Origin of the sequence: Pseudomonas sp. NPDC089741, assembly GCF_044748825.1 — a bacterium.
GTDB lineage: Bacteria > Pseudomonadota > Gammaproteobacteria > Pseudomonadales > Pseudomonadaceae > Aquipseudomonas > Aquipseudomonas helmanticensis.
In genome coordinates this window covers 112,320-131,327 of sequence record NZ_JBIVGT010000004.1, presented here as the reverse complement: position 1 = coordinate 131,327, position 19,008 = coordinate 112,320, and the positions used below count along the sequence as shown (strand labels likewise).

The 19,008-nt window shown below is 58.8% G+C and carries 21 protein-coding genes; 7 read left to right on the top strand and 14 right to left on the bottom strand.

The genetic code is table 11. The features are described 5' to 3' along the window. Positions 1–88 precede the first annotated feature (88 nt). Positions 89–1,387, bottom strand: a complete 1,299-nt coding sequence (locus ACIPZE_RS06100) for a mechanosensitive ion channel family protein (protein WP_400771963.1) — start codon at positions 1,385–1,387, stop codon at positions 89–91. A gap of 191 nt (positions 1,388–1,578) precedes the next feature. On the opposite strand from ACIPZE_RS06100, the gene ACIPZE_RS06095 reads away from it, so the two are divergent. Continuing rightward, positions 1,579–2,919, top strand: coding sequence for a DEAD/DEAH box helicase (locus tag ACIPZE_RS06095; protein ID WP_129390653.1), 1,341 nt, complete (start codon positions 1,579–1,581; stop codon positions 2,917–2,919). Positions 2,920–2,975: 56 nt separating this feature from the next. On the opposite strand, the gene ACIPZE_RS06090 is transcribed toward ACIPZE_RS06095, so the two are convergent. From ACIPZE_RS06090 to ACIPZE_RS06070, 5 genes are all read right to left on the bottom strand, one after another. After that, positions 2,976–3,575: a hypothetical protein gene (locus ACIPZE_RS06090; protein ID WP_129390657.1), complete on the bottom strand. Its 600-nt coding sequence runs from the start codon at positions 3,573–3,575 to the stop codon at positions 2,976–2,978. Between the two features lie 12 nt (positions 3,576–3,587). After that, complete coding sequence (locus tag ACIPZE_RS06085; RefSeq protein WP_129390660.1) at positions 3,588–4,172, bottom strand: papain-like cysteine protease family protein; 585 nt, start codon at positions 4,170–4,172, stop codon at positions 3,588–3,590. A 260-nt stretch (positions 4,173–4,432) separates the two neighbouring features. Beyond that, positions 4,433–4,708, bottom strand: coding sequence for a hypothetical protein (locus ACIPZE_RS06080; RefSeq protein WP_400771961.1), 276 nt, complete (start codon positions 4,706–4,708; stop codon positions 4,433–4,435). 80 nt (positions 4,709–4,788) lie between these two features. Continuing rightward, positions 4,789–5,892: a tetratricopeptide repeat protein gene (locus ACIPZE_RS06075; protein WP_400771959.1), complete on the bottom strand. Its 1,104-nt coding sequence runs from the start codon at positions 5,890–5,892 to the stop codon at positions 4,789–4,791. Positions 5,893–5,973: 81 nt separating this feature from the next. Continuing rightward, the gene (locus ACIPZE_RS06070) at positions 5,974–6,708 is read right to left on the bottom strand and encodes a DUF899 domain-containing protein (protein ID WP_400771957.1); all 735 of its coding nucleotides are present in this window, start codon (positions 6,706–6,708) and stop codon (positions 5,974–5,976) included. Between the two features lie 175 nt (positions 6,709–6,883). On the opposite strand from ACIPZE_RS06070, the gene ACIPZE_RS06065 reads away from it, so the two are divergent. Then, positions 6,884–7,276, top strand: coding sequence for a transcriptional regulator (locus tag ACIPZE_RS06065; RefSeq protein ID WP_400771955.1), 393 nt, complete (start codon positions 6,884–6,886; stop codon positions 7,274–7,276). A gap of 77 nt (positions 7,277–7,353) precedes the next feature. Here the strand turns inward: ACIPZE_RS06065 and ACIPZE_RS06060 are convergent, their stop codons facing one another. The 3 genes from ACIPZE_RS06060 to ACIPZE_RS06050 form a co-directional block, all read right to left on the bottom strand. Continuing rightward, positions 7,354–8,223, bottom strand: coding sequence for a DUF6279 family lipoprotein (locus tag ACIPZE_RS06060; RefSeq protein WP_400771954.1), 870 nt, complete (start codon positions 8,221–8,223; stop codon positions 7,354–7,356). A gap of 77 nt (positions 8,224–8,300) precedes the next feature. Further along, positions 8,301–9,017: a TorF family putative porin gene (locus ACIPZE_RS06055; protein WP_283437298.1), complete on the bottom strand. Its 717-nt coding sequence runs from the start codon at positions 9,015–9,017 to the stop codon at positions 8,301–8,303. A 218-nt stretch (positions 9,018–9,235) separates the two neighbouring features. Then, positions 9,236–9,424, bottom strand: a complete 189-nt coding sequence (locus ACIPZE_RS06050; protein WP_016985943.1) for a hypothetical protein — start codon at positions 9,422–9,424, stop codon at positions 9,236–9,238. A 340-nt stretch (positions 9,425–9,764) separates the two neighbouring features. Here ACIPZE_RS06050 and ACIPZE_RS06045 point away from each other — a divergent pair, with 340 nt between their 5' ends. The 3 genes from ACIPZE_RS06045 to ACIPZE_RS06035 all read left to right on the top strand — a co-directional run bounded on the left by ACIPZE_RS06045 (position 9,765) and on the right by ACIPZE_RS06035 (position 12,293). Then, on the top strand, positions 9,765–10,601 hold the full coding sequence (locus tag ACIPZE_RS06045; RefSeq protein ID WP_129390679.1) for a S1 RNA-binding domain-containing protein: 837 nt from the start codon (positions 9,765–9,767) through the stop codon (positions 10,599–10,601). A gap of 115 nt (positions 10,602–10,716) precedes the next feature. Continuing rightward, on the top strand, positions 10,717–11,121 hold the full coding sequence (locus tag ACIPZE_RS06040) for a DUF2177 family protein (RefSeq protein ID WP_400771952.1): 405 nt from the start codon (positions 10,717–10,719) through the stop codon (positions 11,119–11,121). Between the two features lie 239 nt (positions 11,122–11,360). After that, positions 11,361–12,293 (top strand): DMT family transporter, encoded by a 933-nt coding sequence (locus ACIPZE_RS06035; protein WP_129390685.1) that lies wholly within the window; start codon positions 11,361–11,363, stop codon positions 12,291–12,293. On the opposite strand, the gene ACIPZE_RS06030 is transcribed toward ACIPZE_RS06035, so the two are convergent. Next, entirely contained in the window at positions 12,238–13,419 is a 1,182-nt protein-coding gene (locus ACIPZE_RS06030; protein ID WP_400771950.1) for an MFS transporter, read from the bottom strand. The two genes, ACIPZE_RS06035 and ACIPZE_RS06030, sit on opposite strands and share 56 nt — an antisense overlap. Before the next feature lie 105 nt (positions 13,420–13,524). On the opposite strand from ACIPZE_RS06030, the gene ACIPZE_RS06025 reads away from it, so the two are divergent. Both ACIPZE_RS06025 and ACIPZE_RS06020 read left to right on the top strand, forming a co-directional pair. Beyond that, positions 13,525–14,418, top strand: a complete 894-nt coding sequence (locus ACIPZE_RS06025) for a LysR substrate-binding domain-containing protein (RefSeq protein WP_400771949.1) — start codon at positions 13,525–13,527, stop codon at positions 14,416–14,418. 142 nt (positions 14,419–14,560) lie between these two features. Further along, positions 14,561–14,689, top strand: coding sequence for a PA1414 family protein (locus ACIPZE_RS06020; RefSeq protein ID WP_003184145.1), 129 nt, complete (start codon positions 14,561–14,563; stop codon positions 14,687–14,689). Between the two features lie 89 nt (positions 14,690–14,778). On the opposite strand, the gene ACIPZE_RS06015 is transcribed toward ACIPZE_RS06020, so the two are convergent. From ACIPZE_RS06015 to ACIPZE_RS06000, 4 genes are all read right to left on the bottom strand, one after another. After that, positions 14,779–15,027 carry an acyl carrier protein gene (locus ACIPZE_RS06015; protein ID WP_158836264.1) on the bottom strand — a complete coding sequence of 83 codons (249 nt, stop codon included), beginning with the start codon at positions 15,025–15,027 and terminating at the stop codon, positions 14,779–14,781. A gap of 42 nt (positions 15,028–15,069) precedes the next feature. Continuing rightward, complete coding sequence (locus ACIPZE_RS06010; RefSeq protein ID WP_400771948.1) at positions 15,070–15,795, bottom strand: MBL fold metallo-hydrolase; 726 nt, start codon at positions 15,793–15,795, stop codon at positions 15,070–15,072. 85 nt (positions 15,796–15,880) lie between these two features. Next, positions 15,881–17,260 (bottom strand): sodium:solute symporter, encoded by a 1,380-nt coding sequence (locus tag ACIPZE_RS06005; RefSeq protein WP_400771946.1) that lies wholly within the window; start codon positions 17,258–17,260, stop codon positions 15,881–15,883. 155 nt (positions 17,261–17,415) lie between these two features. Continuing rightward, positions 17,416–18,918, bottom strand: coding sequence for a cytosine permease (locus ACIPZE_RS06000; protein ID WP_129390704.1), 1,503 nt, complete (start codon positions 18,916–18,918; stop codon positions 17,416–17,418). Between the last annotated feature and the right edge of the window lie 90 nt (positions 18,919–19,008).

Below are 19,008 nucleotides of genomic sequence, written 5' to 3'. Positions count from 1 at the left end.
CCTGTAGGAGCTGCCGCAGGCTGCGATCTTTTGATCTTTAAAGTCAAAAGATCGGAGCCTGCGGCAGCTCCTGCAGGGGAATTGTGTTTTACAGGAGGTGTTTTTGCGGCTCGGGGATGCTGGCCGCGCCGAGCACCGCTGGCAGCAGGCCAGAGCGCAAATCCCCACCACTCGGCTGCTGATACAGGCTCAAGCCAAACTCCGGCAGCACCGCCAGCAGATAATCAAAAATATCCCCCTGAATCCGCTCGTAATCGGCCCACGCCGTGGTGCGGGTGAAACAGTAGATTTCCAGCGGAATGCCCTGCGCCGTGGTCTGCATCTGGCGGACCATGCAGGTCATGTTCGGCTGAATCTCCGGGTGACTCTTCAGATACGCCAACGCGTATGCCCGGAACGTGCCGATATTGGTCATCCGGCGACGGTTCGCCGACATCGCCGCGACATTGCCCTGCGCCTCGTTCCAAGCCTTGAGCTCGGCTTTCTTGCGGCTCATGTAGTCGGTCAGCAGGTGCACCTGCGAGAGTTTCTCCTCCTCATCATCGCGGATGAAACGCACGCCGCTGGCGTCGATGAACAGGCTGCGCTTGATTCGCCGCCCGCCGGATTGCTGCATGCCGCGCCAGTTCTTGAACGACTCGGACATCAAGCGCCAGGTCGGAATCGAAACGATGGTCTTGTCGAAGTTCTGCACCTTGACCGTGTGCAAGGTGATGTCGACCACGTCGCCATCGGCGCCGACTTGCGGCATTTCGATCCAGTCGCCGACCCGCAGCATGTCGTTGCTGGTCAACTGCACACTGGCGACGAACGACAACAAGGTGTCCTTGTAGACCAACAGAATCACCGCCGACATCGCGCCCAGACCCGAAAGCAGCAACAACGGCGAGCGGTCGATCAATGTCGCGACGATGATGATCGCGCCGAACACGTACAAAACCATTTTCGCCAGTTGCACATAGCCTTTGATCGAGCGTGTGCGGGCGTGCTCAGTGCGTGCATAGATATCGAGCAGTGCATTGAGCAGGGCGCTGACCGACAGCAGCAGGAACAGAATGGTGAACGACAACGCCACGTTGCCGAGGAAGGTCATGGCGGTCTTGCTCAGTTCCGGCACCAGATGCAGGCCGAACTGGATCACCAGCGACGGAGTCATCTGCGCCAGGCGCTGAAACACCTTGTTGTGGCGAAAATCATTGATCCAGTGCAGCGCCGGCTGGCGACCGAGCATGCGACTGGCGTGCAGGATCAGATAGCGCGCCACTCGTCCGAGCAGTAACGCGATGACCAGCAACACCGTCAGAGCCAGACCGGCCTGCAAGAGCGGATGCTGTTCGAGAGTGCCCCAGAGGTCCTGGGCGTTGAGCCAGAGCTGTTTGAAATCCATATGAGCAACGATTCTTCTGTAAGACGCGATGGGCGATTAGAGCATTTAAGACGCGGTGTATTACCGTTGGAGACAAATCGAGCAACAAAAAAGCCACTGATTGCGTCCGTTTGCATAAAGAAACTCGGCCTGAGCGCTCGAAACCGGTAACCTATGCAGCTGTTTTTTTGCATATCTTCGAGGTAGCACCCGTGTTTTCCCAATTCGCCCTGCACGAACGCCTGCTTAAAGCTGTGGCCGAGCTGAAATTTGTCGAGCCAACGCCTGTGCAAGCCGCGGCCATTCCGCTGGCGCTCCAAGGGCGTGATTTGCGGGTGACTGCGCAAACCGGTAGCGGCAAGACCGCCGCTTTCGTTCTGCCGATCCTCAATCGCCTGATCGGCCCGGCCAAGGTCCGCGTCAGCATCAAGACGCTGATCCTGCTGCCGACCCGCGAGCTGGCCCAGCAGACTTTGAAGGAAGTTGAACGCTTCGCACAGTTCACCTTCATCAAGTCCGGCCTGATCACCGGCGGTGAAGACTTCAAGGTTCAGGCCGCGATGCTGCGCAAAGTGCCGGACATCCTCATCGGCACCCCGGGCCGCATGATCGAGCAACTCAACGCCGGCAACCTCGACCTGAAAGAAGTCGAAGTACTGGTGCTCGACGAAGCCGACCGCATGCTCGACATGGGCTTCTCTGAAGACGTCCAGCGTCTGGTCGACGAATGCCCGAACCGTCAGCAGACCATGCTGTTCTCGGCCACCACCGGTGGTTCCGGCCTGCGCGAGATGATCGCCAAGGTGCTGAACAACCCTGAGCACTTGCAGCTCAACGCGGTCAGCCAGCTGAACTCGACCACCCGTCAGCAAATCATCACCGCCGACCACAATCAGCACAAAGAGCAGATCGTGAACTGGCTGCTGGCCAACGAGACGTATCAGAAGGCGATCATCTTCACCAACACCCGCGCCATGGCCGACCGCATCTACGGCCGCCTGGTGGCTCAGGAATACAAAGCGTTCGTGCTGCACGGCGAGAAAGACCAGAAGGATCGCAAACTGGCGATCGACCGTCTGAAGCAAGGCGGCGTGAAGATTCTCGTGGCCACTGACGTTGCCGCCCGTGGTCTGGACGTTGATGGTCTGGACATGGTGATCAACTTCGACATGCCACGCAGCGGCGACGAGTACGTGCACCGCATCGGTCGTACCGGTCGTGCCGGCAACGACGGCCTGGCGATCTCGCTGATCTGCCACGGCGACTGGAACCTGATGTCGAGCATCGAGCGCTACTTGAAACAGAGCTTCGAGCGCCGCACCATCAAGGAAGTCAAAGGCGTCTACGGCGGGCCGAAGAAGGTCAAGGCCTCGGGCAAAGCCGTTGGCGTGAAGAAGAAAAAGACCGACGCCAAGGGCGACAAGAAGAAAACTGCCGCCAAGACGCCGACCAAGCGCAAGAGCGCCAACCGTCCGAAGCCGGACTCTTTGGTCAGCAGCGACGGCATGGCACCGCTCAAGCGCCGCAAGCCAGCAGAGCCTGCGGCTGAGTAAGGCGTTTCAAGCGTGCATAAAAAAACCCGGACAATGTCCGGGTTTTTTTTCCTCCATCAATTGCCGAGTTGACCGCTGGTGTCCGCGTCGAAGCGTCGCTTGGCCTGATCAGCTGCCGGTTTCAAGGCAGCGAGCAATGCCGCTTCGCCGTGCAGCTGCATGACCCCGAATGCTTTCGGCGTCGGTTCGATCGGGATCAGCACATCCTCACCGTCGCCATGCAGCCAGATCGCGACAACGTGCAGCGCCGAAACGAACAGCACGCGCAGTTCGACGGTTTTGCCCTGGAGCTGCGGTGCTTGTTCCGCCAGTTTCAGCGCACCTACCGCAGCGGCGGCGTGATCGCCATGGTTCAACGAGGCGAACTCGACATGCCCGCGAACCTCGGCCAGTTGCGCATCGGCAATCGTTACGCCATCGGCAAACACCAAATAATGCCAGTCGCCGATTCGTGCGTCTTTCAGCCCTTTGCCGTTGCTCAGGTCATCCAGACTGAGCGAATAGCCTCGATAGGCCTCGCTGAGACTGATCTTCGCCGGCGCCGCATTGGCGAACTGCCGATTGGCACCAAAACCCTGGGTTTGCAGCGCGGCTTGCAGCGCCGGGCGCAAAGTCTGTACGCCGTTGGAAGGCGCCTTTGGATAAGTCAGTTGCATGATGTCGCCCTCCTAGTTTTTCACGGTGAAGTAGGTATGAGTCCAGTTGCCGCCGCCGTTGTAAGCACGGGGAAAGGCATTCAGCGCACGCGTCGAATAGCCGTAGATCGAGTCGGCGACCAAAACGTAATCGCCGTTGGTGCCGTAGATCGTCAGGAAATGCGCGCCGCCGCCGTACCAGGCGCAGCGCAGACCGACCGGGCGGCCCATGCTGATCTGGTTCTGGATGGCCGACATCTGCAGCGAACCCTGATTCATGCCGTTGTAGCTGCGGGTGGTTTGCAGAGCGGAATCCAGGTAGCCGTAGACGTTGCACGGCCCCGGCTGATTGCAGCAGTTACGGTCCAGCTGGGTGCTGGCAACACCGCACTGAGTCCAGTTGCCGGTGCCGTAATAGTTGCCGACCGAGGCGGAAACGGCGGCCCAGCACCAGTTGGTCTGAGTCTGTTGCTGCATGTTGAAGTTGAGACTGCCAGCGGCGAGGGCGCTGATTTTTTCAGCCGCTTCGACCTCGACCAGTTGCGGGTCGAGCAATCGGCCAAGCAGACATCCTGGCAGTGTCTCGGCGGTAAAGTGTGTTGCTTCAGTGGTTAACATTTTTCAATCCTCCATGAATGAAAACAAGCGTCCAGCTTGTGTGGGTGTTGCGGTATTACAGAGCGATCGGCGTTAAAGGGTTGCCATCTCCGATGGCGGGTGCCGATCTCCTTGCTCGATGTAACCCTAGTCATGGATATGCGTTTGTGCAAATAAATAAATGCATTTATGCATTTTCACGGTCAAAAGATCGCAGCCTGCGGCAGCTCCTACGGGGTTTGTGCAGGAGCTGCGGAAGCTGCAATCTTTTGATTTTGCTATTAGCCCTCGGTTTTCTTCTCGGCCGAATCCAGCTCTTTCAACCGCTGATCAATCAACTGGCACTTGTCCGGCAAATCCGCACTGGCCGTGCCCAGATCCATCTTCTGCAACTCGGCATTGATCTCCTTGGCCTTGGCCGGATTCTGTTCGGTGAGCTTGGCAACTTCCTTGGCCAGTTGTTCACGTTTGGTGGTGGCCTCTTCCGGCGTACAGGCCCAGACGGGCAGGGCGCAGGCAAGAGTGGCGGCGAGAGTGAGCTTGATCAGGGTTTTCATGGGGAGGGCCTCAGTTCCGGTTAAGGCGGGTTAACCGGTTGAGGCTGCAATGAGCAAAAAAGTTCACTGGGATAGACGGCTCAGCCTTGTTTCACCAACTCGCCTTCAAGTTGCTTCATGCCTTCCGGGGTCGAATAAAGTACTTCCAGCGACGCCACCTCATCAAGTTGCTGCGAACTCAAAACCCCTTCTTCGGTTTTCAGTTGCTGCTGCATAGGCTGACGAATATTGTCGGGCAGGTCTTGTTTGAGCGCCACTCGCAACATGGCGCATGCCTTGGTTTTGCTTTTGCTGAAACCCAAACCATTGTCGAGACGGGCAGCCAGTGTGACTTGAGAAACGGCATGTCCCTGAAGGGCGGCCTGGAGATACCAGTGGCTGGACAACCGATCGTCCTTGGGACCGCCGTCCTGCCCCGAATAGAGCAGGCCCAACACAAACTGCGCGTTCTCGCGGCCATGCTCCGCCGCTTTGGTATACCACTGCAGCGCGGTCGCGGTGTTTTTTGGCGAGCCGATCCCGTTCAGCGCAGCACCACCGAGCATTTCCTCGGCTTGATCTTCGCCGAGTGCCGCCGCCTGCTGCAGCAGTTCGATGGCTTTTTTCTGATCCTGGGGAATGCCTTCACCAAAGAGATAGATCGTTGCCAACAACGTGATCCCGCGGTCATTTCCCTGGGCCGCGGCTTTTTCAGCCAGTTCGAATGCTCGGGCAGGGTCCTGTTTTACCCCTGTTCCTGATCGATACAGGTAGCCCAGTTCGACTCGCGAGTTCGCATAACCTTGTGCTGCTGCCAACGATAAAAGGTGGGCCGCTTTGACAAAGTCCTGTGGCTCATCAATCCCGGCGAGCGCCAACAGCGCCATGAAGTGCTGAGCCGGTGCATAACCCTGGTCGGCTGAGTGAGTGAACAGTTTACGCGCGGCCACAGTGTCAATTTCGACGCCTTGACCGTACTGAAGGCGTCTTGCCAACTGGTATTCGCTGATGGGATCGCCCTTGTTGGCCGCGTAGCGGAACCATTCAGTGGCTTTCGCCGGATCAGGTTTGCCAAAAATGCCTTCCTGATACGCCGACGCAATCAGCGTCGCCGGGCTGTAAGACGTCTTGACGAAAAACACTGGAATGCTGATGAGTACGAGAGCGAAACAGGCGAGCAGAATCAGAGCGAGACGACGATACATGGCAGCCGTTCATGTTTGGGAGGAGCGCGGATTATAGCGGCGCTGATCGTGCTTGCGACCAGCACCATACGCACAATCAGGCTATTTGCTATGACAGCAATCGGAGGGGGTCTGCGTCTCGTATCGATCATGATGCCGAACCCACTCCATGATCTCGTCTTCATTCCTGCCCTTGGGCGTGAGGTCGAGGTAGTTGTAGGCGCCGACCAGCATGTCGAGACCACGGGCATAGGTTGAATAGGTATGGAAGATGTCGCCATTTGCGTCGCGATAGAACACGCTCAGCCCGGGCATTTCTTCCTCGGCGCTGTCGGTCTTTTCGTAGTTGTAGGTAGCCGTTCCTGCCGCGACATCGTCGGCACGGGCGCACACGCCGAAGTCATAGTTGAAGTCGCAGCCTTCTGACGACACCCAGTCGAATTTCCAGCCCATCCGTTGTTTGAACGCCTGAAACTCGTTGAATGGCGCATGGGAAACAGCCACCAGCGCAATGTCGTGATGCGCCAGATGCTGGTTGGCGCCATCGATATGGTCACTGAGGAAAGAGCAGCCCTGACAACCTTCCTCCCAATCCTTGGCAAACATGAAGTGATAAACGATCAACTGGCTGTGTTTGCCGAACAGATCGGCCAGTTTCAATTCGCCGTTCGGGCCTTGAAAATGGTAATCCTTGTCGACTTTCAGCCATGGCAATGCGCGACGTTGGGCGCTGAGGCGGTCGCGTTGTTGGGTGAAGGCTTTTTCGTCGGCGAGATGTTGTTTGCGGGCGGCGAGCCATTCTTCGCGCGATACCACCGGATGATTCTCAACGTTCATGATGATTTCTCCTGCGGGGTTGAAACCGTCTGTTTCAGATTAGTCGTTTAACCCTCCGGCAAATCGACAGACCGCCGGTCGGTCGTCGCGCAACATGCGGCTGAACGGCTGCGAGCAGCTCCGGTCACAACCTATGAACGCGCCATAAATCACGCGCACCGGAGGTTGAATCAGGATGACGACTTATAACTGGGATTTGATTGAGCGCTTGCTGCATGAAGTGCAAAACAGCGCCGGCCATAGTTTTGCCCCTCGTGCCTACGCCGAAGACTACGCCGCAGCGAAAGCCAGCGCCGGCGAGCCGATCGACAACCTTGACCATCTGAAAACGCTGGCCTGCGACTATGAACGCTTGCTGTTGTTGCGTGGCTACATCGCACCGCGTCCGGATGAAGAGGGCAGCACCGGCAACAATTTTGTCCTGACGCCACGCGGTTCGAGCCTGCTGAGCCTGATCGACAGCAGCATTCCCGGCAATGACCATCCGCGTCAGGTGCTGGATGAGCAGGAAGATGCGCTGGCCGAGGCGACATTTGATGAAGTGGCTTCCAAAGCCCAGATCGCCTGAATCAAAAGATCGCAGCCTTCGGCAGCTCCTACACGGATCTCTGTAGGAGTTGCCGAAGGCTGCGATCTTTTGATCTTCTAATTCTGCTTCGCGGCCTTGAGGCATTTGAGGTCATTGAAGTCCTTACGCACCCCCTCGATCTTCTTCAACAACCGCTGCCGCTGTTGCGGCGTACTCTCGGCCATTAAATCCACCGCCAGCGCGCGCGCCTGCGCTTCAGTATCGGCGTAGGCCTTGCGGTAATCGGCTGTCCACAAGCTTTCGCGATTGACCAGCAGCGTCTCGATTCTCTTTGGGGATTCGGGACTTTTGCGCTGCGCCACGGCGGCGCTGAATTGCTTCTGCCAATGCTCACGGTTGGCGATCCATTGGGTGTTCTGATCACCCAAAGCGGTCGACCAGGCCATCACTCGTTGTTCCTGAGTTGCGCTCAATGGTCCGAGCCAGTCGTTCAAGCGCTTGTCCATGCGTGCGCCGCGCTCGGCGATTTGTTGATTCAGCGGGGGCTTGAGGTATTCCTGCTGGCGTTTGCGCAAATCCTTGGCAAACGCATCATTCATTTCGGCCACCTGCTTGTCGTCCAGGCCTTGCAGCAATTCGATGGCCGACGGGGTGATTTCCTTCGCGGTTTCGGCGATGGCTTTTTTGGCCTCCGCCGTACGCGCCTGCAGTGCGGCGTCGGTGACCTGATTGCTCTCGACCATCGTTTGCAGGCGATCGAGCCAATCGAGATAGCCCGGCAGTTGCGTGGTGCAATGCCAAGTGAGGTGTTCCTTGAGACGCTCGTTGAACCAGTCTTTCTGCTCGCCGTTCATGTCCACGTAGTCGCTGAGCGTCCAGGGAATGATCACGTCGAGGTTGCGATAGGCGAGGCCGACACGGCTGCAGGCGCCGAGGGCGAGGGTAAAGGTCAGCAGAACGGCAATGTGTTTGAACCAGCGAGACATGGGCGAATCCTTGCGTTGGCCTGGCTTCGAAAGTCTGATTCTTATGTGATGCAGGATGCGCGCGGCAGTTCAGCCGATCAATAGAACGCGCGTTCGGCCTTGAGGGTGACGAGGCCGTCGCACTGGCTGTTGTGCCCGGAATAGGCCGAGCAATCGCTGCCGCTGAGGCTGGAGTTGCTGTAGATCAGGTCAAGGTCGACGCCCATGAACGGCCGCGACAGTTGTACTGACCAATCGGTGAAACTGCTGACATAACCACCGTCCACGGCGACTGGCGTGTTCAATTGGTGGGTGGTGTATTTCATGCTGACGCCAATGCCGAACGGCTGATTGCCGCCAAGGTCGGCAAACAGGGTGTTGTTCTGTTTATCCGGGTCGTTGCTCAAAGCCACGCCGAAACGGCTGCCGAGCAGAGTCAGGCCACCGAACAGCTCCTGGCTGTCGAGGGTTTCCACGCTGGGATAGCTGTAGTGGATCATGCCGACTTCGTAGCCGAGGGTTTGATCGAAGGGTTGTTTAAAACCGACGTAGGAATCGATTTCGAGATTCTTGCCCGGCGTGATGCCCATGCTCGGTGCGTATTGGCCGACATAGAGGCCGCTGTCGTGGCTCAGATCGAGGCCGCCATGAAACGACCCGGCCGCCGAGGGTTTGACCAGGCCCTGGGCCATGCTGCGCGTTGGCGTGGTGCCGAGCTTGAGGTCGAAGTCGCCCATTTCACGCTGGAAAACCTGCGCGTGTGCGGTCGTACCGGCCAGCAGGCCAACGAGTAATAAACAGGATGTTTTGCGCATGCGTCACTCCATGAACAGCGAGCGCAGGACGGCGGGCCTGCTGAAACGCTTGATCCAGACGCGTGCAAGGATACCGGCGAATGTTCGGCATTGATGGCCGTTCGTCGATTTTCAGAATTTTCGGTATTTGATTTGTTTAAAGCGGGGAGGGTGTTTCGCGGTGCCAGTCCAGGCGCTTCGAAGCTCAAAGCGCCTCTGGACGGGTGTAAAACCGGGTGTTACTTCTTGCCCAGGCTGATCTGCTTGGACGGGCCGAACGTCTGGCCACTGACGCCTTTGGCAATTTGCTGGATCTCGCCGCCGGACTTGAGGAACGCTGCGATCTGATCGTTGATCGATTCGCTGGTTTCAACGGCTGGAGCTGGCTTTGCTTTGCTGGTGGATGCTTTTACACGCATGGCGGCCATTAACCTGTAGAAAAGTAACTCGGCCAGGCATCGTACAGGAATAACTTGACAATTGCTTGGTAAATATCCCCCGGAATAACCAAGCGGCGTGCTGCATTATTCTCGATTCAATATTCGAAATAACCCGCTAACCTGCTGTTTTAAATAAGAACACTAATGAATCCTGGCGGTGTGGCAATCTGCCGCGAAGGCGCATAACCGACTGACGGGCGGCAGCGCGCGTGGTGGTGATCAAGGAAATTCAAGGCTTTGCGCGGATTTCCCGCAAAGCGCCGATCAGCCGGCGAACCTTGCAGGCAAAACCGGGTAGAATGCCGCCCACGCAATGAGGGTTCTGGAAATGGCTTTAGTCGGGCGTTACAACAGTTTGCAAGTGGTTAAACACACTAACTTCGGTTTATATCTGGACGGCGGTGCCGACGGCGAAATTCTTTTGCCCAACCGTTATATCCCTAAAGATATTCCCAGTGAAGATGAAGACTGGCTCAACGTATTTGTTTATCTGGACAGCGAAGACAAACTTCTCGCTACCACTGAAAAACCAAAAGTTCAGGTCGGTGAATTTGCCAGCCTGAAAGTTGTTGAAGTCAACAGCATCGGCGTGTTCCTCGATTGGGGGCTGCCGAAGGATCTGTTGCTGCCGTATTCCGAAGAGAAACGGCAGATGACCGCCGGCGAATACTGTGTGGTGCACGTCTATCTCGACAAGCACACCCGCCGCATTACCGCCACCGCGCGGCTGGATCGCTACCTCGACAAGACTCCGGCCAACTACAGCCAGGGCCAGGAAGTTGACCTGCTGGTTGCCGAAGCCACCGAGATGGGTTTCAAGGCGATCATCAACAACAAGCACTGGGGTTTGATCCACAAGAACGAAATCTTCAAGTTCATGCGCGCCGGCATGAGCGAGAAGGGCTACATCAAGGAAGTGCGTGCCGACGGCAAGATTGCCCTGAGCCTGCAACCGGTTGGCCAGGAAGCGGCCAGCAGCCTGAACTCGAAGATCCTCGCCAAGTTGCGTGACAACAGCGGCACCCTGCCGGTCAGCGACAAGAGCGATCCGGCGCTGATCAGCAGCCTGTTCGGCGTCAGCAAAGGCAACTTCAAGAAGGCCATAGGTGCGCTGTACAAGGAAGGCAAGATCGTCATCCACGCCGATCGCATTGAACTAACCTGAGCCACCGCTGGCCCGATGTAGGAGCTGCCGCAGGCTGCGATCTGTTGATCTTGTCTTTTAAAAGCAATATCAAAAGATCGCAGCCTGCGGCAGCTCCTACATTGAGGGCGGTGTGATGAATAGAACGCTGATGGCTTACGTTGCAACGCTGCTGACGTTTCTGCTGCTCGACGGCATCTGGCTCGGCCTGCTGATGGCGCCGACCTATCGCGAGCTGCTCGGTTCGCTGATGCTGGAAAAACCGCTGCTGGTGCCCGCAGCGGTTTTTTATTGCCTGTATGTTTTTGGTTGCGTGGTGTTTGTGGTGCTGCCGGCACTGAGTTGGCAGCGCGCGGCGAAGATGGGCGCGTTGCTGGGGCTGGTGGCGTATGGCACCTATGACCTGACCAATTGGGCGACGCTGCGCGGCTGGTCAGTGCAGGTGACGTTGATGGATTGGGCATGGGGGACGTTTGCCACTGCGCTGGCCTGTACCGTCGGGTTTTTGCTGGCGAGGCGGTTTGCTGGAGTTGATCGCTAAACTGCGTCGATTGAACTGACGCCATCGCGAGCAGGCTCACTCCTACAGGGGAATGCGATCAACTGTAGGAGCCAGCCTGCTGGCGATAGATGGCGAAGCCATCCGCGATTCAACCCTGACGCCACTGAAGAACTGAATGTCTTTTTCAGACGGCTTTTTCCGTCTGACTGATTGATAATCCCCGCACTGTTATTGACCATTGGATGGCCTGCCATGTTGTGTGTGTTCGAGGTGTTGCGGTGAGTGTCGATCGGCGTAACGCCGACCGTTTTGCCTTGCAGGTGATGATCGGCCTGTGCCTGATCTGGGGCGTGCAGCAAGTGATGATCAAGTGGGCCGCGCCGGACATTGCACCCGTGATGCAGGCTGCCGCGCGTTCGGGGATTTCCGCGTTGCTGGTCGGGCTGCTGATCTGCTGGAAGGGCGGTTGGGATCAGGTCGGCAACACTTGGCGCGGTGGTTTGCTCGCCGGTGCGCTGTTCGGTCTGGAGTTCTTCTTCATTGCCGAAGGCCTGCAACTGACCACTGCCGCGCATATGTCGGTGTTCCTCTACACCGCACCGATTTTTACCGCGTTGGGGGTGCACTTTCTGTTGGCCAGCGAGCGCCTGCGACCGGTGCAATGGCTGGGCATTCTGCTGGCGTTCATCGGTATCGCGATTGCTTTTGCCGGCGGTGTGTCGTGGGACAACCTCGACCGGCGCATGCTGCTGGGCGACGCCTTCGGTGTATTGGCCGGTGCCTGTTGGGGCGCGACTACGGTGGTGGTGCGTGCCTCGCGGCTGTCGGAAGCGCCGGTGACATTGACCCTGTTCTATCAGTTGATCGTCGGCTTCGTCGGTCTGCTGTTGATCGCACTGTTCAGCGGTCAGATTACCCACGTCAGTCTGACGCCCGTGGCCGTGGCCAGTGTGCTGTTTCAGGGACTGGTCGTGTCGTTCTTCAGTTATCTGGTCTGGTTCTGGCTACTGCGGCGTTATCTGGCGGCCAACCTGGCGGTGTTTTCCTTCATGACGCCGTTGTTCGGCGTCACTTTCGGCGTGTTGCTGCTGGGCGAACAACTGACCCTTAACTTCGTCGTTGGCGCAGTGCTGGTGCTGCTCGGCATCACCTTTGTCAGCGCCGAGCAGTGGGTACGTCGGCGTTTGCGCAAAGCGCTCGGCCAGCACTGACCGATTGCATCGCCAGGCCGCCGGCAATCAGCAAACCGCTGCCGGCGATCACCAACGCCGGATGCAAACTGCCGCTGTAATGACTGCTCAGTGCCGCCAGTAAGGGGCCGCTGAGTTGACCGACGGCGAAGCAGGCGGTGAGCATGCCGGCATTGCGCTGGGTGGCGTGCGGCGCCAGCTCTCGCGAGCGCTGCATCACCAGTTGCATGCACGCAAGGAACGGCGTGCCGCAAAGAATTACGCCCAGTGCCAGACCGAGGCCACTGCCCAGCAGACAGGCAAACACCCCGACGGCTTGCAGCCATAGTGTCGCCGTCAGCCAGTGCCGTGTGGTCTCAGGGTCATGTCGGCGCAAGCTCACCAGCAGCACGCCGATCGCCGCACCCAAACCAAAGCACGGCCAGAACAGATCGGCCTGCCATTGCCCGTGAAACTGCGCATTGGCCATTTGCGAAAGAAACGTCGCCGGGATGATGTAACCCACGCCATACAGCGCATAGATCAGTGCCAGACGGCCGATACCGCGATGCGACGGACTGACGTGAGCCGCGACGACTGATGCGGCGGCGACCGGTTGCGGCAGAATTCGCCACACCCCGAGCAGCATCAGCAATGCGGCCACGGCATAAATCAGCCACAACGTCGCCGAGGTCTGCTGCAGCAGATGTGAGACCAGCGCCAGCAAGCCTGTGAGAAAAATCCCCAGACCCGGTCCGGCAAATACCAGCGCACCCAGCCTCGGACGACCGGCTGCCGCCGCCAGCGGCTGACTCAACGATGTGATCATCACCAACACCCAGGCACTCGCCACCCCGGTGCCGAAGCGCAGCACCAGGTGCGACCAGAACCCGTCAGCCCAGAACGATGCCAGCGTCAGCAGCACGCACAACCACAGCCCACCGTGCAGCCGACGCAGCACTTGCTGCGGGCGATGCGCGAACATTGCATCCACCGCGCCCAACAGGTAACCGAGGTAGTTGGCTGCGGCAATCAGACCGGCGGCGGTCAGGTCGAACTGGCCTTCGCTGAGCAGGTGCGGCATTTGCGGGGTGAGGGCGAAACGCCCGATGCCCATGGCCATCATCAGGGCGACGAAGCAGGCGCACAGGCGCGTCAGTGGTGACATGGTCGGATTTCCGTAGAAAGCTGTAATGACTGTCAGGCTAGGACTGATTGACTTTCTTTAAAATTGAATAATAGTGAGTAACTTGTTCTGTTCTGGAGAAAGGTTGTGGAGTTCAGCCAACTGCGGATTTTTCAGGCCGTGGCCGAGGAGGGTTCGATTACCCGCGCCGCCGAACGCCTGCACCGGGTGCCGTCGAATCTGTCGACTCGGCTCAAACAGCTCGAAGAGCAACTCGGCGTCGAACTGTTCCTGCGCGAGCGTCAGCGCTTGCAGCTATCGCCAGCGGGCAAAGTCCTGCTGGACTACACCGGCAAACTGTTTGCATTGCGCGATCAGGCCAGTGCGGCAGTGATGGGTGGACAGCCGGCGGGGGATTTTGTCCTTGGCACCATGTACAGCACGGCGGCGATTCATTTGCCGGCGTTGCTGGCGCGCTATCACAAGGCGTATCCGGCGGTGAATCTGCAAGTGCAGTCGGCGCCGAGCGGTGAGTTGCTCGAAGGTCTGCTCACCGGGCGGCTGGATGCGGCGCTGGTGGATGGCCCGCTGGAATTGGCCGGCCTTGATGGCGTGCCGTTGTGCGAGGAGCGGCTGGTGCTGATCACTGAAATCGATCATCCGCCAGTCACGAGTGCCCGGGATGTGGAGGGGCGTTCGGTGTTCACCTTTCGTCGCGGCTGCTCCTACCGCATGCGCCTGGAAGCGTGGTTTGCGCATTACCACGCGTCGATGGGCCGGGCGATGGAGATCGAGTCGTATCAGGGCATGCTCGCCTGCGTGATTGCCGGCAGTGGCGTGGCGCTGATGTCGGAGTCGATGCTCGCCAGTCTGCCGGGGCGCGATAGCGTCGCGGTGCATCCGTTGGCCGAGCCATTCGTGGGTGCGACAACGTGGCTCATGTGGCGCAAGGGCATGGTCGGTGCCAACCTGAACGCCTGGGTTGAGGTGCAGCAAGCGGTCTATCCTGCGGCTCAGATCGAAACCCGCGAAACAGCGTGAACCAATGCTGGCAGACTCTGTTCAATTCAGTAACAGATCATTGCGGATTTGGCCGAGCATTGCGTAGGACTTCGGACTATTATCAGTGCGAAGCGGCCTCAGAATTCCGGCCGCTCAGCACCACCCTGAAGGGGGCATGACGATGAAAGAGAAAATTCAAAACTGGCTGCATGATTTGGGTGTTGCCCTCGGCTTGATCGAACCGCCTCTGCAACCTGTGCCGATCCGCACGGACGACGAACAGCGTCGGCGCCAGCCTCGTCGGCGGTAGTGCATTAATAAAAGATCAAAAGATCGCAGCCTGCGGCAGCTCCTACACGGATCAATGTAGGAGCTGCCGCAGGCTGCGATCTTTTGCTTTCAGTGCCGACCAATTTCAAGCAAGAACCGGCTCAAGTCATTCGCGGTCCTCGCGGTCTTGAGCATGCGGTCTTCCTCGGCGGTGAACGCCGTCAGTCCGAATTCATCTTCCAGATGAAAGATCAGATCCTCGATATCGGCTTTCTCCAGACCCAATTGCACCAGGCTGGTGTGGTCATTGAATTCGCGGTTTTCCAGCAAACGGCGGATGAACCGGTGCACGGCGGCACGCACGGCAGCTCTTCTCATGGCAGATATTTCGATAGTTGTTCTGCTTGAGTGAAGCAGGCCTCAGGCGTGCCCGCGCAACCATTCGTCAATCATCGAGCGCAAACGCTCTCCGGCAAAACTGCCGAAATGCCCGCCATGCACGGTGCGGATCGGCAACGCCTGCAAACGTCGCAGACTGGTGGCGTAATCCTGCAGATTGGAATGGTAGGCGTCTTCGATCAGCGGCCCGTCGTAGATGATGTCGCCGCTGAACAGGGTTGCAGTCGCCGCCTCGTACAGGCTGATTCCGCCTGGCGAGTGCCCCGGCGTGTGCAGCACTTGCAGCGTGCGATTGCCCAGATCGAGCACATCGCCGTCCTCGACAAACCCGGTCGCGGGCGCGGCTCTGACCCGGTATTCGGCGTAGCACAACGGGCAATCCGGATGCGCCTCGAACATGTCGTCACCGACGAAGGCGCGGCTCAGATCATTCTCGCCATCCGGCGCCGCCAGAATGTCCGCTTCGGCGCGATGCACCAGCCGCTCGTCAAACTCATGATGCCCGGCGATGTGGTCGAAGTGGCAATGACTGGCGACTGCCACCAATGGCCGTTCGGTAATCCACGGCAATTGCTCGCGCAGGCTGACCAGCCCTGAGCCGCTATCCAGCAGCAGGTCTTTGTCGCGGCCCTGCACATGCCACAGGTTGCAGCGGTAGAACGGGCGGATATACGGCTCATGGATCAGCCGAATGCCATCGCCCAAACTCTGCACTTCAAACCACTGATCGCGCGAAACGATCCTCATATTCACTTTTCTCCAGACGAAAAAAACGGGTGTGGCAACCGACGCCACACCCGTCGAAGAAAGCATCAAGTCGTTACATCAAAGCTTAGATCGCACTCGCCACTGTCGCCGGGCGAGGGGAGACCAGGCTGACCACCACGAAACTCACCAGACCCACAGCCAGGCTGTAGTAGATCGGCGTGTTCGCATCCAGACCGTCCTTGAACATGAACAGCAACGCCGTGGCAAAGCCCAGGCCCATGCTGGCGATGGCGCCGGCCGTGGTCGCGCGTTTCCAGAAGATCGCTCCCATCAGGGGGATCAGCATGCCGCCCACCAACAGGTTGTAGGCGAGGGTCAGGGCGCTGATCACATCGTTCACCACCAGCGCGATACCCAGCACGACCACACCGGTGAGCAGGGTGAACAGGCGGTTGATGCGCAGGCTCGACGGTTTGCCGCCACGCAGTTTCGGCAGCAGGTCTTCAGTCAGGGTGGTGGCCGCAGCGAGCAGGCCGGCGCTGGCGGTGGACATCATCGCCGCGAGTGCGGCAGCGATCACCAGACCACGGATGCCGTCCGGCAGCGACAGTTTGACGATGGCGGCGAAGGCGTTGTTGACGTTGTCCAGATCCGGGATCAGCACGTGAGCGGCCATGCCGATCAGCGCGCAGGCGAGACCGTAGACGATGCAGTAGACGCCCGCGATGCTGCCAGCGTACTGCGCGATTTTGGCGGTCTTGACGGTGAACACCCGTTGCCAGATGTCCTGACCGATCAGGATGCCGAAGAAGTAGATCATGAAGTAGGTGATGATCGTGTCCCAGCCGATGGTGGTGAAGCTGAAGGCAGTCGCCGGCAGTTTCAGCACCAGTTCGTCCCAACCGCCAACGCGGTACAGGCAGATCGGCAACAGGATGAACATCAGGCCCACGGTCTTGATGATGAACTGGACGATGTCGGTCAGGGTCAGCGACCACATGCCGCCGATTGCCGAGTACACCACCACGACGCCACCGCCGAGCAATACCGAGATCCAGAATGGCAGGCCGAACAGCACTTGCAGCACGGTGCCGATGGCCAGAATCGAGGTCACGCCGATCATTAGCGCGTAGGCCAGCATGATTGCGGCGCTCGCCGAGCGGGCCATCGGGTTGTAGCGTTTTTCGAGGACCTGGGTAACGGTATAGATCTTCAGTTTCAGCAGCGGTTTGGCGAGGAACAGGTTCAGCGCGACGATGCCGCAACCGAGTGCCGCGCACAGCCAGAAACCGGAAATGCCATGCACGTAACCCAGACGCACGGTGCCGACGGTGGACGCGCCACCGAGTACGGTCGCGGCCATGGTGCCCATGTACAGGCTTGGGCCGAGGTTACGACCGGCAACGAGAAAGTCCTCGTTGGTCTTGGCCTTGCGCATGCCGAAGTAGCCGAGCAAAAGCATGCCGGCGGCGTAGATGAGGACGACGAATAAATCCAAAGCCATGATGGCGTGTCTCCGATTGTCTTTTTTATGGTGAGGCCAAAATCATTTCCCTTGTAGGCCTTCGCCTGCTCGCGATAGCGGTCTTTCAGTCACATCGATGTTGGATGTGCTGCAGTCATCGCGAGCAGGCTCACTCCTACAGGGTTTGTGTTTAATCAGGCGGCCTGGCGCAGTTCAGGTTTCTCTATGACTTGGCTGCGCACATCCTTCGGGCCGAACACTTCGCGCGGTTCGGGGAACAGGCTCAGCAGCGTCAGGTACACCACCGAAGCCAGGCCCAAGGTCACCGGCAAGCTGATGTCGATGCCGCCGGCCATTTCACCCAGCGGGCCAACGAACTGCCCCGGCAGATTGACGAAGCACAGGCCAACCGCCGCGCTCGGGATCCAGGCACCCAGACCGCGCCAGTTCCAGCCGTGACTGAACCAGTAGCGTCCGCCCTGTTCGCCGCGCGTGAACACTTGCAGGTCATCCGGGCAGTAGAAGCCGCGACGCACCAGCAGACCGATGATCATGATCACCATCCATGGCGTGGTGCAGGTGATGATCAGCACGGCGAAGGTCGACACGCTCTGCACCAGGTTCGCGGCAAATCGGCCGATGAAGATGAAGGCAATCGACAGCACGCCGATCAGCAACGTCGCTTTCACTCGCGAGAGAACACGCGGGAACACGCTGGACATGTCCAGCCCGGTGCCATACAGCGAGGTGGTGCCGGTGGACATGCCGCCGATCACCGCAATCAGGCACACCGGCAGGAAGAACCAGCTCGGCGACACCGCCAGCAAACCGCCGACATAGTTGTTCGCCGCGATGTAGTCCGGCGCCTTGATCGCGACGATGGTCGCGGTGGTCAGGCCGAACAGGAACGGGATGAACGTGGCGATCTGCGACAGCACCACCGCTGCCATGATCCGCTGCTTGGAGGTGTCACGCGGGATGTAGCGCGACCAGTCACCGAGGAACGCACCGAAGGATATCGGATTGCTCATCGCTACCAGCGCAGCGCCGATGAACGCGGCCCAGAAGCCCGGCTGACCGAGGTTCACCGTACCGGCGTAGTTCACATCGAAAGGACCGGCAAAGGCGAAGATGCCCAGCAGGAATAACAGGCTGGCGCTCCACACCGCGATCTTGTTCACCCACAGCAAAAAGCGGAAGCCGTAGATGCACACGGTCAGCACCAGGATCGCGAACAGACCGTAGGCCAGGCCCAGGGTCAGGTCGGTTTCCGGCAGACCGATCAGGCGTTTTGCACCACCGATCAGCGCATCCCCCGAACTCCACACCGAGAGCGAGAAAAACGCGATAGCGGTCAACAGCGACAGGAACGAACCGACGATTCGCCCGTGCACGCCGAAGTGCGCACCCGACGACACGGCATTGTTGGTGCCATTGAGCGGGCCGAACAGGCCCATCGGTGCGAGGATCAGCGAGCCGAGCAGCACGCCCGACACAATCGCCCAGACGCCGGCCTGAAAAGACAGACCGAACAGCACCGGGAAACTGCCGAGCACGGCGGTGGCAAAGGTATTCGAACCGCCGAAGATCATCCGGAACAAGTCCGTCGGGCCTGCGCTGCGTTCGTGGTCCGGGATCTGTTCGACCCCGTGGGTTTCAATTTGCGTAAGGCTTTGGTCGTTGTTGTTGTTATTCATGATCTGCTCCGATCATAAAGGCGCGCTCATCGTGCGTGAGCGTCACCTGTCTTGGCTAAGGGGATGGCAGCCCTTCCGGCATTGCGGACA

Excerpts from the sequence above, each read along its gene's own strand:
- ACIPZE_RS06100 (WP_400771963.1), bottom strand. The coding sequence starts at position 1,387 with ATGGATTTCAAACAGCTCTGGCTCAACGCCCAGGACCTCTGGGGCACT.
- ACIPZE_RS06090 (WP_129390657.1), bottom strand. The coding sequence starts at position 3,575 with ATGCAACTGACTTATCCAAAGGCGCCTTCCAACGGCGTACAGACTTTG.
- ACIPZE_RS06085 (WP_129390660.1), bottom strand. The coding sequence starts at position 4,172 with ATGTTAACCACTGAAGCAACACACTTTACCGCCGAGACACTGCCAGGA.
- ACIPZE_RS06080 (WP_400771961.1), bottom strand. The coding sequence starts at position 4,708 with ATGAAAACCCTGATCAAGCTCACTCTCGCCGCCACTCTTGCCTGCGCC.
- ACIPZE_RS06075 (WP_400771959.1), bottom strand. The coding sequence starts at position 5,892 with ATGTATCGTCGTCTCGCTCTGATTCTGCTCGCCTGTTTCGCTCTCGTA.
- ACIPZE_RS06070 (WP_400771957.1), bottom strand. The coding sequence starts at position 6,708 with ATGAACGTTGAGAATCATCCGGTGGTATCGCGCGAAGAATGGCTCGCC.
- ACIPZE_RS06065 (WP_400771955.1), top strand. The coding sequence starts at position 6,884 with ATGACGACTTATAACTGGGATTTGATTGAGCGCTTGCTGCATGAAGTG.
- ACIPZE_RS06060 (WP_400771954.1), bottom strand. The coding sequence starts at position 8,223 with ATGTCTCGCTGGTTCAAACACATTGCCGTTCTGCTGACCTTTACCCTC.
- ACIPZE_RS06055 (WP_283437298.1), bottom strand. The coding sequence starts at position 9,017 with ATGCGCAAAACATCCTGTTTATTACTCGTTGGCCTGCTGGCCGGTACG.
- ACIPZE_RS06050 (WP_016985943.1), bottom strand. The coding sequence starts at position 9,424 with ATGGCCGCCATGCGTGTAAAAGCATCCACCAGCAAAGCAAAGCCAGCT.
- ACIPZE_RS06045 (WP_129390679.1), top strand. The coding sequence starts at position 9,765 with ATGGCTTTAGTCGGGCGTTACAACAGTTTGCAAGTGGTTAAACACACT.
- ACIPZE_RS06040 (WP_400771952.1), top strand. The coding sequence starts at position 10,717 with ATGAATAGAACGCTGATGGCTTACGTTGCAACGCTGCTGACGTTTCTG.
- ACIPZE_RS06030 (WP_400771950.1), bottom strand. The coding sequence starts at position 13,419 with ATGTCACCACTGACGCGCCTGTGCGCCTGCTTCGTCGCCCTGATGATG.
- ACIPZE_RS06020 (WP_003184145.1), top strand. The coding sequence starts at position 14,561 with ATGAAAGAGAAAATTCAAAACTGGCTGCATGATTTGGGTGTTGCCCTC.
- ACIPZE_RS06015 (WP_158836264.1), bottom strand. The coding sequence starts at position 15,027 with ATGAGAAGAGCTGCCGTGCGTGCCGCCGTGCACCGGTTCATCCGCCGT.
- ACIPZE_RS06010 (WP_400771948.1), bottom strand. The coding sequence starts at position 15,795 with ATGAGGATCGTTTCGCGCGATCAGTGGTTTGAAGTGCAGAGTTTGGGC.
- ACIPZE_RS06005 (WP_400771946.1), bottom strand. The coding sequence starts at position 17,260 with ATGGCTTTGGATTTATTCGTCGTCCTCATCTACGCCGCCGGCATGCTT.
- ACIPZE_RS06000 (WP_129390704.1), bottom strand. The coding sequence starts at position 18,918 with ATGAATAACAACAACAACGACCAAAGCCTTACGCAAATTGAAACCCAC.